The sequence below is a fragment of the Pararhizobium antarcticum genome, assembly GCF_001885585.1.
GTDB classification, from domain to species: Bacteria; Pseudomonadota; Alphaproteobacteria; order Rhizobiales; family Rhizobiaceae; genus Pararhizobium; species Pararhizobium antarcticum.
Genome location: NZ_LSRP01000088.1, coordinates 39,678 through 54,763, shown reverse-complemented (window position 1 = coordinate 54,763; position 15,086 = coordinate 39,678). Strand labels below are relative to the sequence as shown.

Annotated in this window: 19 protein-coding genes; 4 read left to right on the top strand and 15 right to left on the bottom strand. The window is 60.0% G+C overall.

Features of this window, described 5'->3' with window-relative positions:
* Window positions 1–31: 31 nt before the first annotated feature.
* The 15 genes from AX760_RS13800 to AX760_RS13730 form a co-directional block, all read right to left on the bottom strand.
* Window positions 32–1,003 (bottom strand): flagellin N-terminal helical domain-containing protein, encoded by a 972-nt coding sequence (locus AX760_RS13800; protein WP_071833473.1) that lies wholly within the window; start codon window positions 1,001–1,003, stop codon window positions 32–34.
* 323 nt (window positions 1,004–1,326) lie between these two features.
* Window positions 1,327–2,064, bottom strand: coding sequence for a flagellar type III secretion system pore protein FliP (gene fliP, locus AX760_RS13795; RefSeq protein ID WP_071833472.1), 738 nt, complete (start codon window positions 2,062–2,064; stop codon window positions 1,327–1,329).
* A 7-nt stretch (window positions 2,065–2,071) separates the two neighbouring features.
* On the bottom strand, window positions 2,072–2,584 hold the full coding sequence (locus tag AX760_RS13790) for a flagellar basal body-associated FliL family protein (protein ID WP_071833471.1): 513 nt from the start codon (window positions 2,582–2,584) through the stop codon (window positions 2,072–2,074).
* Window positions 2,585–2,637: 53 nt separating this feature from the next.
* Window positions 2,638–3,348 carry a flagellar basal body L-ring protein FlgH gene (gene flgH, locus AX760_RS13785; RefSeq protein WP_071833470.1) on the bottom strand — a complete coding sequence of 237 codons (711 nt, stop codon included), beginning with the start codon at window positions 3,346–3,348 and terminating at the stop codon, window positions 2,638–2,640.
* Complete coding sequence (locus AX760_RS13780; RefSeq protein WP_083531185.1) at window positions 3,345–3,839, bottom strand: MotE family protein; 495 nt, start codon at window positions 3,837–3,839, stop codon at window positions 3,345–3,347. Before AX760_RS13780 ends, flgH begins: the two co-directional genes overlap by 4 nt.
* 32 nt (window positions 3,840–3,871) lie before the next feature.
* Window positions 3,872–4,987 carry a flagellar basal body P-ring protein FlgI gene (locus AX760_RS13775; protein ID WP_071833468.1) on the bottom strand — a complete coding sequence of 372 codons (1,116 nt, stop codon included), beginning with the start codon at window positions 4,985–4,987 and terminating at the stop codon, window positions 3,872–3,874.
* Window positions 4,984–5,499: a flagellar basal body P-ring formation chaperone FlgA gene (gene flgA, locus AX760_RS13770; protein ID WP_071833478.1), complete on the bottom strand. Its 516-nt coding sequence runs from the start codon at window positions 5,497–5,499 to the stop codon at window positions 4,984–4,986. Before flgA ends, AX760_RS13775 begins: the two co-directional genes overlap by 4 nt.
* 17 nt (window positions 5,500–5,516) lie before the next feature.
* Window positions 5,517–6,305 (bottom strand): flagellar basal-body rod protein FlgG, encoded by a 789-nt coding sequence (gene flgG, locus AX760_RS13765; RefSeq protein WP_071833467.1) that lies wholly within the window; start codon window positions 6,303–6,305, stop codon window positions 5,517–5,519.
* Between the two features lie 12 nt (window positions 6,306–6,317).
* On the bottom strand, window positions 6,318–6,662 hold the full coding sequence (gene fliE / locus AX760_RS13760; RefSeq protein WP_071833466.1) for a flagellar hook-basal body complex protein FliE: 345 nt from the start codon (window positions 6,660–6,662) through the stop codon (window positions 6,318–6,320).
* On the bottom strand, window positions 6,662–7,081 hold the full coding sequence (gene flgC, locus AX760_RS13755) for a flagellar basal body rod protein FlgC (protein WP_071833465.1): 420 nt from the start codon (window positions 7,079–7,081) through the stop codon (window positions 6,662–6,664). The genes fliE and flgC overlap by 1 nt, the downstream gene beginning before the upstream one ends.
* Window positions 7,082–7,086: 5 nt before the next feature.
* Window positions 7,087–7,467: a flagellar basal body rod protein FlgB gene (gene flgB / locus AX760_RS13750; RefSeq protein WP_071833477.1), complete on the bottom strand. Its 381-nt coding sequence runs from the start codon at window positions 7,465–7,467 to the stop codon at window positions 7,087–7,089.
* Window positions 7,468–7,663: 196 nt separating this feature from the next.
* A complete protein-coding gene (locus tag AX760_RS13745; RefSeq protein ID WP_071833464.1) occupies window positions 7,664–8,218 on the bottom strand; it encodes a flagellar protein in 555 nt (184 codons plus the stop codon).
* A complete protein-coding gene (gene fliI, locus AX760_RS13740) occupies window positions 8,215–9,618 on the bottom strand; it encodes a flagellar protein export ATPase FliI (RefSeq protein ID WP_071833463.1) in 1,404 nt (467 codons plus the stop codon). The genes AX760_RS13745 and fliI overlap by 4 nt, the downstream gene beginning before the upstream one ends.
* A 24-nt stretch (window positions 9,619–9,642) precedes the next feature.
* Window positions 9,643–10,368 (bottom strand): flagellar basal-body rod protein FlgF, encoded by a 726-nt coding sequence (gene flgF / locus AX760_RS13735; protein WP_071833462.1) that lies wholly within the window; start codon window positions 10,366–10,368, stop codon window positions 9,643–9,645.
* Between the two features lies 1 nt (window position 10,369).
* Window positions 10,370–11,149 (bottom strand): DUF1217 domain-containing protein, encoded by a 780-nt coding sequence (locus AX760_RS13730; protein WP_071833461.1) that lies wholly within the window; start codon window positions 11,147–11,149, stop codon window positions 10,370–10,372.
* 184 nt (window positions 11,150–11,333) lie between these two features.
* On the opposite strand from AX760_RS13730, the gene motA reads away from it, so the two are divergent.
* From motA to fliG, 4 genes are read left to right on the top strand one after another with little or no spacing between them, the layout of a single operon-like run.
* A complete protein-coding gene (gene motA, locus AX760_RS13725) occupies window positions 11,334–12,212 on the top strand; it encodes a flagellar motor stator protein MotA (RefSeq protein WP_071833476.1) in 879 nt (292 codons plus the stop codon).
* A 3-nt stretch (window positions 12,213–12,215) separates the two neighbouring features.
* Complete coding sequence (locus tag AX760_RS13720; protein ID WP_071833460.1) at window positions 12,216–13,163, top strand: FliM/FliN family flagellar motor switch protein; 948 nt, start codon at window positions 12,216–12,218, stop codon at window positions 13,161–13,163.
* A gap of 60 nt (window positions 13,164–13,223) precedes the next feature.
* The gene (fliN, locus tag AX760_RS13715) at window positions 13,224–13,865 is read left to right on the top strand and encodes a flagellar motor switch protein FliN (protein ID WP_071833459.1); all 642 of its coding nucleotides are present in this window, start codon (window positions 13,224–13,226) and stop codon (window positions 13,863–13,865) included.
* A gap of 30 nt (window positions 13,866–13,895) precedes the next feature.
* Complete coding sequence (fliG, locus tag AX760_RS13710; RefSeq protein WP_071833458.1) at window positions 13,896–14,927, top strand: flagellar motor switch protein FliG; 1,032 nt, start codon at window positions 13,896–13,898, stop codon at window positions 14,925–14,927.
* The last annotated feature ends 159 nt before the right edge of the window (window positions 14,928–15,086 follow it).

Genomic DNA, 15,086 nt, shown 5'->3' with positions numbered 1-15,086 from the left:
GAATGGCCCGCCCGCGCCGTTTCTGGTCCGATTAACGGAAGAGCGACAGGATGTTCTGCGAGTCCGAGTTGGCGATCGACAGGGCCTGGATGCCGAGCTGCTGCTGTGTCTGCAGAGCCTTGAGGCGTGTCGATTCCTCGTTCATGTCGGCGTCGACGAGACGACCGACACCCTTGTCGATAACGTCCATCAGGTCGGCCATGAAGTCATCCTGCATCGAGATGCGCTTGTTGGTGGCGCCGAGCGTTGCAGCGGAGTCCGTCAAAGACGTCAGCATGGCGTCAACCGCGCTGATCATGCCATCGATGTCTTCTGAGCTGGTCGAGGAGGTGAGCGAGATAGAATCTGCGCCGGTCGGCGCGGTACCGCCCGAAGCCAGCACCAGGTAGTAGGTGCCGTTGGCCGTGCCGGTGCCGACATTGGCGCCCTGCTCGACTTCGATAGCCTTGGTCAGCTGGCCGTTGTCGGAATCGACGGTGTCGATGAGGACCGAAGTCGCAGCATCGAATTCGAGGATGCCGACCGAAACCGAGCCGGAAGCGGAACGGGTGAACGAGCCAACCATTTCCTTGGTGCCGATCGCCGTCGTCGAATCGTTGTAGAGCCAGTTTTCACCGGAGAACGAAGCCGACGTTGCCGTCGAAACCAGCTGGTTCTTGAGTTCGGTGATTTCCTTGTCGATCTTGGTCTTGTCGACGCCCGGTTCGCGGGCAGCAACCAGCTTGGCCTTGATTTCGGAAACCACGTCGATGGCGGCGTTCAGACCGGTATAGGCTGTGTCGGTCTTGGCAGCGCCAAGGCCGAGGGCATCCTGAACCGTCGAAAGCGCCTTGTTGTCCGAACGCATGGTGGTGGCGATCGACCAGTAGGCGGCGTTGTCGGAAGCACTGCCAACGCGCAGGCCGGACGAGATGCGGCCCTGGGTCGATTCCATGTCGGAGGAGATCGAACGCAGGGTGGAAAGTGCCGCCATGGCGGAGGAGTTTGTCAGAATGCTTGTCATAGGATTGTCCCTCTAGGATACAAAATACAAAGGATAGGGGACATACCGGATTGAAAAGGACCGGTGATAAAGGATCGGCATCATGCCTCTTGGCGCTGCTTTTCAGGAGCAGGTCGCCAAACCCGTTATGCCAGGACAATGTCGCAGCAATAGCTTGTAATTTGCTTAATAGACGCCCGTTTATTCGAGCTTTTGCATATGCCGGAATTTCCCCTGAGGACACTATGGGGAACGAAAATACTACAATATATTCAGATGCTTATGAAAAAATATGCCGCGGTTAAACGCCTCGAAAAGAAACGCAAAGTTAACCATAAGCCGGTTCAGTTGAAAGACCGGACAAGGCTGCCGACAAGCAGGTTCCAACCGTCGATCAAGACGAAAAACAGGATCTTGAACGGCAGCGAAATCGAGGTTGGCGGCAGCATCATCATGCCCATCGCCATGGTGATGGTGGCCACCACGAGATCGATGACCAGAAACGGCAGCATGATCAGGAAGCCGATCTCGAACCCGCGGCGGATTTCCGAGATCATGAAGGCAGGCACCAGAGCGCGCAGGTCGACCTTCTCGTCGACGACGACGGTCTGGCCCTTCTCCTCGGCGATATCGATGAAAAGCTGAAGATCCTTGTCGCGGGTATTGGCGGCCATGAAATCGCGGAAGGGCTCCGACACGCGCGCAATCGCTTCCGTTTCGGAAATCTCGTTTTTCAGCAGCGGATCGATACCGGTCTGCCAGGCCCGATCGAAGGTCGGCGCCATGACATAGAAGGTCATGAACAGCGCAAGACTGACCATGATCATGTTCGAGGGCGTCGTCGCCAGGCCCATGCCGGTGCGCAGGATCGCAAAGGCGATCACGAAGCGCGGAAAGCTGGTGACCATGATCAGGATGCCCGGCGCAACCGACAGCACGGTCAGAAGACCGAAGGTACGGATGATCCAGGATGCCACGGAGCCGTCGATCGGCTGCGTCAGGATGTCCGCAGGAAAGCCCTGCGCACCCGCAATACCGGACATCGCCATCATGGCGGCTATGAATGCGACGGTACGGATCATGGGCGAATCATTGGATGACAAATGTCCTGAAGATCACATTGGTTACGCGTCCTTCGGAACGAAGGTCAACCCGTTCCTGGATATCATCCTTCAAATACTGGAATCCACGCGGTCCCTGGATCTGCTGCAGCGAGACCGTCTTGAGATAGCCGGCAATATCCTGGTGGATCTGTTCCGACAAGGTGACATCCGGTGCACCGTTGAACTGGAGGGCAACCTCCAGCCGAATCCAGTTTTCGGACGGGTAGGCAAGGTTCGTGGTGATTGCCTCAAGCTGGACGATCCCGTTGGCTTCTGTCGCGACCCGCGGCAGCCCCTCGTCCTTCTTCTTCTTGCCGCCATCTTCCTCGCCGGCCGGTTCGACTGCAGCGGCAGCGGCGTTTTCCGGCGGTGGTGCGATCATGCCGCCCAGCATCCAGCCGCCGCCGCCCGCCAAAAGCGTCAGCACGCCGATCGCAGCAATGGTCACGATCGGTGATGGCTTTTTTGCAGCTGGCTTGCCGCCCTCAATTTCGTCCATGATCACAATCCATACCTGTTACACTCCGGCCGACCCTGCAGCAGTGCCGCGGCTCAAATCGGCGAGATGATATCCATGATCTGCTGCCCGACCGGCGGCTGCTGCACTTCCGTCAGGCGGCCGCGGCCACCATAGGATATCCGCGCTTCGGCGATCCTGTCATAGGAGATCATGTTCTTCGCATCGACATCCTGCGGCCGGACGATACCGGCGACGTTGAGGATGCGGATTTCGTGATTGACGCGAACCTCCTGCGAACCGCTGATCAGGAGATTGCCGTTTTCGAGAACCCCCGTGACGACAGCTGCAACCAGCAGGACCAGTTTCTCCGAGCGTTCCGTTGTGCCTTCGCCCTTGGTCGATGTGTTGGAACCGTAGTCGAGACCACCCTTCCAGCCGAAATCGCTGACTTCGGACTGGCCGTTGGCGCCGATGTTGAAGCCGCTGTCATTGGTACGCTTGCGGTCTGTCTTGTTGTCGAACGAGGCCTTGTCGTCGATGCGGATATCGACCGTCAGGATATCGCCGACATTCAGCGCACGCGCATCCTTGAACAGCGCCGCCTGCTGGTCGCTCCACAGCGAATAGCCATGGGCGGTCGGCTGCGCCTGCTTCGGATAGCTCGCCAATTGCGGCGTCTGCGCATATTGCAGGCCGCTGCCGATCGGGCTCATGGAGGGCGCGCGGCCGATCTCCTTGAAGGTCTGGCTCTCGCAGCTCGACAGAAGGCCAACGACCATCAGCATCGGAAGAGGATATTTCATGATGGTTCCTTCGATGTGTTCGGATCGCTGGCGCTCGAGATGATGTTGGTCAGCATGGCGGCCTTGTCGGCCGCCATCTCGCTGAGGATCAGGCTCGACTGGCGCGGTGGCAGCTTCATGACGATCGCCGCGGCGATTTCCGGATTGACCAGTTCGAGCTGGCCGGCCGCGGCATCCGCCTTCATCGTCTTGTAGATATCGACAAGGCCAAGCTCTGCCTGCTTGAGGAAATCGTCGCGCCGCTTCAGCCAGTCTTCATACTCGGCCCGGCGCTTTTCCAGCACCCCGATGCGCTCGTTGACGCCGGCCTGGATATCGGCCAGCTCCTGCTTCTGCAGGACATAACGCTGGTCGCGTGCTGCATCGGCGATATTGGTGCAGAACTGCTGGATTTCGTCGGATGTCCTGTTGGCTTCGACAGGGGCCGCAACCTCCTGGGCGAAGGCGCCCGGCATGGTCAGCATGGCGCCGATCAGGCCGGCGAAGAGCATCCGGGGCGGAGTGATGGTGATGGAAATGCTGGTCATTGCAGTACGAGCTCCGCCTGGAGGGCTCCGGCCGACTTGATGCCCTGGAGAATGGAAATGATGCCGTCCGGCTTGACGCCGATGCTGTTGAGCCCGGCCACCAGCGATCGCAGGTTTGGTCCGTTGAGGATTGCCACCGTGCCGCCCTCTTCCGATGCCTGGATCGTCGTGTTCGGCTCAACGGCGGTTTCGCCGCGCGAGAAGGGTTCGGGCTGGATCACGGTCGGCGTCTCGGTCACCTGCACGGTCAGCGTGCCGTAGCTGACGGCAACCTCCGAGATCCTGACATCCTGGCCGATGACGATCGTCCCCGTGCGCTCGTTGACGACAACACGTGCCGGAACGTCCGTCTCGATCACCAGGTTTTCGATGTCTGCCATCAGCCGCGCCAGGTCGGCCATCTTAGGCTTGTCGACGACGACCGACTGCGAATCCCGCGCCTCGGCAATGCGTCCGCCGAACTGGGTCGTCGCATAGCGGTTGATTGCTTCCGCCATGCCGACGGCCGTCGAGAAATCGGGGTTTCTAAGCTGCAGGACGAGATTGAAGCCGTCCTTGAACTTCGAGGGAAGTTCGCGCTCGATGATCGCACCGTTCGGGACGCGACCGGACGTCGTGATGCCCTGGCTGATCGAGGCGGCATCGCCCTGCGCATTGAAGCCCGTGACAACGACAGAGCCTTGCGCCACGGCATAGATCTGTCCGTCGGCCCCTGAAAGCGATGTCATGACCAGCGTGCCGCCGCGCAGCGACGTGGAGTCGCCAAGCGAACCGACGGTCACGTCGATGCGGCTGCCGGGGCTCGCGAAAGGCGGCAGGTTTGCCGTCACGAGAACCGCCGCGATGTTCTTGGAGCGCGAGTCATTGCCCTGTGTCGAAATACCGAGATTCTGCAGCATGGCGCGCAGCGACTGCTCGGTGAACGGCGAGGAGCGCAGGCTGTCGCCCGATCCCTGCAGGCCGACGACGAGACCGTAGCCGATCAACTGGTTGTCGCGGCCGGACTGGACGGATGCCACGTCCTTGATCCGCGATGCCGCGACAGCGGGCGTCGTCGCGAGAGACAGGGCAGTTGCCATGGCCAGAAGCCAGCGTCCGAAAGGAAAGGTCATTTTGCCACCACATGAATTGTACCGTCGGCCATCACGGTTCCCGAGACGATGACGCCGGAATCGGTGTTGCGGACGCGGATCAGATCGCCGATCGCAGCACTTTCAAGCGGCGAACCGGCAGCCGTGATCGTCAGCGGGCCATTGTTGAAAACGATGCGCACGGCCTTGCCGCGTTCAACGGTGTAAGGGTCGCGAAGCGCCGAGGTGAGGATGACCCGACCGGCGAGAAGTGTCCGGCTGGTGATCTTCCCCGCCACCTGATTGATGGCGGAGGCATAGTCCCCGGTCAGATTGGGATTGGTCACCTCGACCGCTTCCACCTGATGGCTTTCTATCACTTCGCCTGGATAGATCGTTCGGGTGGGAATGACGGCCATGGGGTTCTGGGCCTGCGCCTGGCCTTGCGGCATCAGGCTCATGCACAGAAAACCCGCAACGGCCGATGCCCGCAGAAGAAGACTTCCGCGGGGCTCGTTTGCTTTTGCTGCCGATGCAGTCCGGCGAAACATCATGTTTCCCATTCCTTCTATTATCTGAGGTTCTTGCTCACGGTGGAGGCCATTTCGTCGGCCGCCTGGATGATCTTCGAATTCATCTCATAGGCGCGCTGCGCCGAGATCAGATCGGTGATTTCCTTGACGGGATCGACGTTGGAGGCTTCGAGATATTTCTGCTTGATCTGGGCGTAGCCCGGATCCGCCGGCGTGCCGATGACGGGATCGCCGGATGCAGGCGTCTGCTTGAACAGGTTGTCGCCCTGCGGCTCAAGACCCGCTTCGTTGACGAAGTTTGCGAGCGTCAGCTGGCCGATTTCCTGGGGGATCGTGTCATTGCCGACCCGGGCCATGACCTGCCCCGAACTCGTGATGGTGATTTCGCTCGTGTTCTGCGGAACGGTGACGCCCGGAACGACGGTATAGCCATCAATGGTGACGAGCTGGCCCTCGGCATTGGTGTTGAAGGCACCGGCGCGGGTATAGGCCGTTTCGCCATCCGGTGTTTCGATCTGGAACCAGCCGCGCCCGATCAGCGCGAGGTCAAGATCGTTGCCGGTACTGACAAGGCTGCCCTGGAGATGAAGATTGCGAACGGCCGAGGTCTGGACGCCGAGGCCGATGCTGGCGCCTTCCGGAACGACCGCCTGGTTGGCGCGGTTGGGAACGCCCGCGGCCCGCTCTGTCTGATAGAGCAAATCGGAGAACTCGGCGCGGGCGCGCTTATAGCCCGTCGTGTTGATGTTGGCGATGTTGTTCGCGATCACCTCGAGGTTCAGCTGCTGAGCATTCATGCCGGTCGCGGCAATGGAGAGGGCTTTCATGGATCTGATCCTTTAAATCGGCATGCGTGCGATTTCGAGATAGGCGCTGACGACCTTGTCGCGCACGGCGATCGCGGTCTGCAGCGACTGCTCGGCGTTCATGACGGCGTCGACGACCTCGCGAGTATTGGCCTCGCCGCGAATGCCCTGCAGGGAGGAGATTTCGGCCTTCTTCATGTTGCCGACCATGTCGCTGGCCATGCTGCCCATGACGTCCGCGAAGCTCTGCGTCTTGCCGGCTGCCGAAGCGCCGCCGAGCATGGATTGGGCCGTGGATGCAGCGGACGAGGTCGACGAGCTTGCGTCGAGCCCCTGCATGCTGGAAAGACCGCCGATGTTCTGGATTGCGTTTATCATTACTGCGAAGCCCTCAAGAGGTCGATGGTTGCCGAGATCAGGTCACGTGCCTGCTTGATCGTCTGGAGATTGGCCTCGTAGGAGCGATTGGCTTCCCGCATGTCGGCCATTTCAATGAGCACGTTGACATTGGGCATCTTGACCATGCCCTTGTCGTCCGCGGCCGGGTTGCCCGGATCGAATTCGGTGATGAAGGCGCTGTCGTCCGTTCCCAGCCGTTTGACTTCGACGGTCGATGCGCCGCTGGCGCGGTCGACTTCGGCTGCAAAGCTGACGGTCTTGCGGCGATAGGGATCGGCGCCGGGGGCATCGCCACTGGAACGCGCATTGGCGATGTTTTCCGAAACGATGCGCAGGCGCGTCGATTCCGCTTCGAGGCCGGTGGCTGAAACTTTGAGAGCTGAGATGAGGGGATCCATGATTCCTACTTCCGTACCGCCATGAGCATCATCCGGTGGAAGGCTTTCACCAGTCCGGTATTGAGCTCATAGTCACGCTTGATTTGGCCGGTCTTCATCATTTCCTTTTCCAGCGCGACGCTGTTGCCGGATTGCTGAATCTGGGCATCGTCGAGCATTCCGACCTCCGTCACCTGCGCGGCGCCGGCTGCATCGACGAAATGCCCCGGCTGCGTTGCAGCCATCTGAACGCCTGTTTGCTGAAGAACACTTGCGAAGGGCTTGACGTCCTTGGCCGCATAATGCGGCGTGCTGGCATTGGCGATATTGCCGGCGACGACGTTCTGGCGGACCGATAGCCACTGGGCCTGGCGGGACGCGAGATCAAAAAGCTGAATAGGTTGCATCATGCGACTCCATTGTTGATCCGACCCTAGGGCCGTAATCTTGCGTGGGACTTGTCGTGGATGCAGATGCAAAACATCCTGCCCGCCAGAGGGGAGAACCCGTGGCGATGGCAGGGATCACCGGCGCGCAGCGAGCGCCCGGGATATTCGGCCATCATGGCGGATTGATCGGCAGCCGGATGCGGCAGCCGTAAAATCAGTTGGTCTCGAACACGTCGCCGTTGGTGGTGATCAGCACCCAGCTGCCCTCGCGCTTTTCGAGCGTGGCCAGCCGGCTATTGTCCGGAAGGACGGAACCGACACGCACGAGATACATGCCGCTCGCATCCTCGATCAGCGCTCGACCGTTGGCCACGTGCATCAACTTGAAGCCGGAAGAGCCGGGGAACGGCTGATCGATGCCGTCCTTCTCGCTGGCCGACGTGTCATCCACGGCGGACATCGGAACCGTCGCGGTAAACAGTTCGTCGACGGCAGTCCTGATCTCGGGATCGCTCTCGGGTTTGCCGTCTGACGACAGAGAGGCAACCGTCCCGGACCCAACCTTTTCGGCAAGGTCCCGTGTTGCGCCGCTCCAGGGGGCGGGCATCGAGAACGTGTCCTGATGCAGGAAGGCATACCAAGGGAAGAAGGTCGCGATGGCGGCAAGCACTATGCCGGCTGCTCCCAGCGCCTTGTCTATGGTGGGCAGGCGTTCGCCGCGCTTGCGCTGCGGAACGACTTCATCGGCATCCTGATCGTTTAGGCTCATGCTCGTGGTCTCAAGCCGGCTGCGGGCTGGTTGCCGACGCTTGCCGCAGCCTTCAGCGCGTTGGCAAGATCGGTGAAGGCATCGAAGGCCGGCCGTTCACCAGGCGTCTGCTTCAAAATTTCGTAAATCACCGGCACCTGCTTGATCGCCATGTCGAGATCCGGATCGCTGCCCGGCCTGTAGCCACCGATCAGGCGCAGGTCACGGGTTTCCTCGAAACGGTGGATCAGCGATTTCAATCGCGACACCAGTTTTTCCTGGTCCGGCGTCCAGGCTTTTCGCGCCAGACGCGAGACCGAAGCCAGCGGATTGACGGGCGGATAGCGCCCCTCTTCTGCCAGGCTGCGGTCCATGACGATGTGTCCGTCGAGAATGCCGCGGGTCGAATCGGCGATCGGATCGTTGTGATTGTCGCCGTCGACGAGGATCGAGATGATTGCCGTGATCGTTCCCGTTCCCTCTGCGCCAGGCCCTGCCCGCTCGAGAAGGCGCGGGAGTTCGGTAAAGACGGAGGCCGGATAACCGCGCGCGATGGGCGGCTCGCCCGAAGCGGTCGCCACTTCGCGGATCGCATGGGCAAAACGCGTCACGCTGTCGACGATCAGCAGCACGTTGTCGCCCTGGTCGCGATAGTGCTCGGCAATGGTGATTGCCGTCAGCGGTGCCATCTTGCGCAGCATCGGGCTTTCATCGCTGGTGGCAACCACAGCGACCGACTTGGAGAGGTTCTCGCCAAGCGTGTCCTCGATGAATTCGCGCACTTCGCGGCCACGTTCACCGACCAGTGCGATCACGACCTTATCGAAGGCATCGGCGCGGGCCAGCATCGAAAGAAGGGTCGATTTGCCGACGCCGGAGCCGGCAAAAATGCCGAGACGCTGCCCCAGGCAAAGCGGAGAGAAGATGTCGATGGCGCGAACACCGGTGCGGAAACCATGTTGAACGCGCTGGCGCGTCATGGACGGCGGCGCCGTGTTGGAGATCGGCCGGCGGATGTCGCCCTGCAGAAGCGCGCCAAGGCCATCGATGGGTTCGCCAAGGGCATTGATCGTTCGCCCGCACCAGCCTTCGGTCGGTGCGACACGGAAGGCACCCTTGCGGATCACCGTGTCATGGATGCCGATCGGATCGCCCGGCTCGATCGGGCAGACGACCACGGTTTCCTCTTCCACCTTCACGACTTCGCCCAGATGAATGCCGGTTGCGCTCCTGTGCGCGACGAACTCGCCGAGCCGGACATGCCGCGACAGGCCGCCGACCGTGTAGTGGCCAGCCGAAATCGTCTTGACGTGACCGCCCGGTGCAATCGAAAAATCCGGGTTGGAGTAGCGTCCAACGAGGCCTGCAAGTGCTGCAAGCGACGTCGATGTCTTGCGAATCTGGATTTTCTCGCCCTGCATGCCGTTTCCTGTCCCGATATCGGTTTACTTGGCGCCGCCGAGGGTCTTGATCGCTTCGTCCAGCGTACCCTCGCTATCGCGCATCAGGGCCGTGATGTTTTCGAAAGCCCTGGAAACCATGATCAGCTGCGACATCTCCTGCACCGCATTGACGTTGGATTCCTCCAGGAAACCCTGCATGACGCCGATGTCGAAACGATCGACCACAGGTTCCGGATTGGTCGTCGGAATCACCGCGCTGTTGTCATAACGTGCAAAACCATTGTCGAAATTGGCCTCATAGACACCAAAGGCTGCGACTTGCGCGCCATTCTGGTGAATCGAGCCATCCTGGCCGACTTCGATGTTGCCAGCCGCGTTGTTCAGCTGGATAGGAGCGCCACCGGCATCGAGCACCGGATAGCCCTTGATCGAAACCAGGTCGCCGTTTTCCGTCAGCGTGAAGCGTCCGTCGCGGGTCAGCGCAGGGCCGCCCGGGGTCTCGATCTGGAACCAGCCTTCACCCTTGATGGCGAAGTCCAGCGAATTTCCTGTCTGCCTCAAACCACCATTGTTGGTGTTGATGAACTCCTGGCCTTCCGAGACGAAAGATACTTTCGTTGGTTTGGTATCGCCCAGCATCTGGTTGAACTTGATCTCGGTGGCACGGAAGCCGATCGTGCTGGAATTGGCGACATTGTCGGCCAGCGTGTTCATGCGTTTTTCGAGCGCCATCTGCGATGAGACGGCAACATAGAGACCGGTCTGCATGTCAGAGCCCTCCGAGTTTCAGTTTGTTGATGGAGAGCAACAGATCAGACGAGATGCCATAGCCGCTGGACGATCCGAAGACTGCAAGCGGATCGTAGGGATCGGAGGAATTGCTCAGTTCCCAGAGGGCTGCGAACCGCTCCATGAATTTTCCGAGCTTCGCCGGATCTTTGAAATCGGCGATGTCGATCGACTTTTCGATGGTGGCCACCTGTTTGTCGATGTCGGAGGCGGCAAATTCGTCCGGCAGCTGCATCACGGTACGAACGACCTGCGCCAGGGCCTCATCGGCCAGGAGACCATAGCCGCTGGTGATCGACGGCGCCATGCGTTCGAAATACAGGGCAAGGCGCACACCGGAGTTTTCCTCTCCGGCATTCTGCTCCAGCGTCTGGCGGGCATATTTGTCGGCCACGCCCTTCTGCGCCTTGTCGAACGACGTTGCGGCGGTACCGTTGCGGGCAAAATTGAGCGATTCGACCAGTTCGGAATAACGGTTGTCGGTCAGTTTCTTGGCGAAGGCATCCTCGTTGTCGATGCCTTCGGTCAGCACTTTGCGCATGAAGGCCTTGGCATAGCCCATGTCCTCCAGGCCGTGCGCCTTGATCGCATAGTTATAGAGCCGGCTGTCGGCGAAAAACTCGTCGATGGATTTCACGTCGCCAATCTTGGAGAGGTAATATTCGGTCTCGCGCTCAACGTCGGGCTGCTTTGCCACACGCTCCAGCGATTTCGACAGATCGGCCGTTATCAGTTTGTAGCTGGTGTAGGTCGTCGTCACGACGGAACCCCCCGTTGATCCAATTTCAAAGACGGCGCATGGCGCGCCCGTTGTAGGGAAACTGCCTTGCCTTGCTTGCGCGAGCCTGTTCCGCAAGATGATGGAAAGGGGTCATGGGCCAGCCTCACGCAAGGCTGAAACCGTATCTGTTGCCGTGAAAATTGCGATCTTGGCGGACAAAAACATGAACATCATCATCGGCCTTATCCTGACATTCGGCTGCATCATCGGCGGTTACATCGCCATGGGCGGCCATATGGAAGTGCTGAACCAGCCCTTCGAGCTTGTAATCATTGGCGGGGCCGGGATCGGCGGCTTCATTATGGCCAATTCGATGAAGGTCATCAAGGACACCGGCAAATCCCTCGGCGAAGCGTTCACCAACAAGGTTCCGAAAGAACGCCATTATCTTGATACGCTCGGCGTTCTCTACAGCCTGATGCGGGACCTGCGCACGAAGTCGCGCAACGAGATTGAAAGCCATATCGACAATCCGGATGAATCCACGATTTTCCAGTCGGCCCCGACGGTTCTGAAGAACAAGGAATTGACCTCCTTCATCTGCGACTATGTCCGCCTGATCATTATCGGCAATGCCCGCAGCCACGAGATCGAAGCGCTGATGGACGAGGAAATCAACACGATCACCCATGACAAGATGAAGGGCTACAACGCGCTTGTCACCATGGGCGACGCTTTCCCGGCCATCGGCATCGTCGCCGCCGTTCTCGGCGTCATCAAGGCCATGGGCGCGATCAGCGAGCCGCCGGAAGTGCTCGGCGGCAAGATCGCCGCCGCCCTTGTCGGCACCATGCTCGGCATCTTCCTGTCCTACTGCATCGTCAGCCCGATCATTGCCAACATCAAGACGGTGCGCGACAAGCAGGGGCGTCTCTACATCATCGTCAAGCAGACGCTGCTCGCCTACATGAACGGCTCGGTCCCCCAGGTTGCGCTCGAATACGGCCGCAAGACGATTTCCGCCTACGAACGTCCGTCGATCGACGCCGTCGAGCAGGAAATGATGAATCCGGGCGGCGGTGGCGAAAGCAAGGCGGCCTGATCCATGACAGAACCAAGCACCAGCAACGTTCACCCCTTTGATCGCCGCCTTCTGGCGCGCATGACCGGGGCGCTCGGCGACAGTCAAACGATCGGCAAGACCTGCAGCGACCTCGGACAGATCTTCTCCGAGTTTCTCCCGGATATCTTCAAGAACGAAACCGGGCTCGACATCGCCATCGGCTATGCCGGCTTCGAGGTCGGCCTGAAAAGCGAGCTGATCACCGATCTCGGCACGGCTGTCGCACTCAGTGATACCGCACTGCGCAACTGGGCCCCGGACTTCAACCTCAGCTGCGACAGCCCCGTCATCATCACCCTGATGGAAACGCTGCTCGGCGCGCCGCTGTCTTCGATTGAAGAACCGAAGCCCCGGAAGCTGTCGGCCATCGAGCTCGATGTCGCGACGATGATTTTCGAGAAGTTCGCCGACGTCCTGCGCTCCGCCGTCAACGCGCCTGGCGGGTTCGAGCCGCTGCTCGGCCGCCCCTACAATGCCAGCGATCGCCCTGCGCCGGATCCGGAAATCGAGGATGTTTATTCCGCCTGCATCAACATGACGGTCGGCCTCGGTCCGGTGCTTTCGACGTTCTCCGTCATCGTGCCGCAAAAGACACTCCTGAAGACGCACATCGTCTCGCCGCACGGCGTGGGACATAACAAGAAGCCAAATTCCGACTGGAACGAGCATCTCGAGCAACAGGTCCGCCGTTCGGCGGTAACGCTCGAGGCCCGGATCAAGCTCGAAAGCCTGACACTCGACACAATCAGTCGCCTGCAGCCGGGCGACGTCATCCCGTTTCACGATGCAAAAGATGTGCGCGTCGAAGTCAACGCCAATGGCCGCGAGCTCTACATTTGCGAGTTCGGGCGCTCCGGCGCGAAATACACTGTGCGCATAAAAGACACACACGGTTCCGAGAACGACATTCTTCACCATATCATGGGTTAAAAGAACCGCGACCCGACCGGCAGTATGGTTGGGGCAAGTTTCAACTGGAATAATTCAATCATGGCTACCAAAAAAGCACCCATTGACGAAAAAGCGATTCTTGGCGTTGGCGATGACGAACTCGATCAGGCGATCGACGATCTGCGCGGCGTCTTGAAAAGCGATACCACCGGCGGTCTGCCCGGATCCGATTTCGGCATGGATTTCGGGTCGACCGAGAGTTCAGACCTGTCGTCGGATTTTGGCGGCTCCCTGGACGATACGTCAAGCAGCCTGGATAGCTTCGGCGGCGATTTCGCAGCGACAAGCTTCGGCGAAGACGCTGCAGCAGACACTGCTTTCGGGGCCGGCGATTTCGGCTCCACCAGTGATTTTGGCTCGACCAGCGATTTCGGCGGGTCGTCCTTCGATGCCGGCTCCGCGTCGGCCGAGCCCGGCAGCAGCCTGACCGCCAATCTCGACCTGATCATGGACATCCCGATCGATGTCCAGATCGTGCTTGGATCGAGCCGCATGCAGGTTTCCAGCCTGATGAACCTGACAGAGGGCGCCATCATAGCGCTCGATCGCAGGATCGGCGAAGCGGTCGACATCGTCGTCAACGGCCGATTGATCGGCCGCGGCGAAATCACTGTTCTGGAAAACGACGAAACGCGTTTCGGTGTGAAGCTCATCGAAATCAAGGGTACCAGTAAAGTTTAAAGCCCGGTTTCGGGCCAAGGGGATAGATCCATGATGGATTTTGACAATTTCGCGGCGCAGGCGCCGACAAGCCCTCTCAGCCAGATCGACAAGGCTGCGGCGGTCCTTCTGGCCATGGGCAAACCCATCGCCGGTAAATTGTTGAAGTTCTTCACCCAGAGCGAACTGCAGGCGATCATTGCCTCGGCGCAGTCGCTCCGTTCGATCCCGCCGCACGAACTGGAAATTCTCGTCAACGAATTCGAGGACCTGTTCACCGAAGGTGCGGGCCTGATGGACAATGCGAAGGCCATCGAGGGCATCCTCGAGGAAGGCCTTTCCCCGGACGAGGTCGATGGCCTTTTGGGGCGGCGCACCACTTTCCAGTCCTATGAAGCCAATATCTGGGACCGCCTTCAGGATTCCGACCCGGCCTTTGTCGCCCAGTATCTTGGCAAGGAACATCCGCAGACCATTGCCTACGTGCTGTCGATGATGCCATCGACCTTTGGCGCCAAGGTTCTGCTGCAGCTGCCGGAGGCCAGCCGTGCCGACATCATCAACCGCGCCGTCAACATGAAGACCGTCAGCCCCAAGGCCGCAGCGATCATCGAGACGCGTGTTTTTGAAATGATGCGCGAACTTGATGCGGATCGCAATTCGACCGGCTCGATCAAGATCGCCGAAGTCATGAACGAGCTGGAAAAGACCCAGGTCGACAGCCTGCTCGCCTCGCTCGAAAGCCTCAACACCGATGCGGTCAGGAAGGTCCGGCCAAAGATCTTCCTCTTCGACGACATCCTCGCCATGCCGCAGCGCAGCCGCGTGCAACTGTTCAACGACGTTTCCGGCGACATCATCACCATGGCGCTGCGCGGATCCGGCATGGAACTGCGCGAATCGGTCCTGGCCTCGCTGGGTGCACGCCAGCGCCGCATGATCGAATCCGACCTTTCGGCCGGCGATGCAGGCATCAACCCGCGCGATATCGCCATCGCCCGTCGCTCGATCACGCAGGAAGCGATCCGCCTGGCCGCCAGCGGCCAGATCGAACTGAAGGAAAAGGCGCAAGCTGCCGCCTGACGCGGAAAAGCCCGCGACCGCAATGCGCGCCGGCTGCCACCGGCGCGCATTTTGCGTTTTTTGATCAGACGTCCGTGCGGCTGTCCGGTTTCTGTGAAGCCCGGATGTTAAAAAGCGCCTCCCCCTTGCATGCGGGCCGCGCCGGGATCACAACAGGCC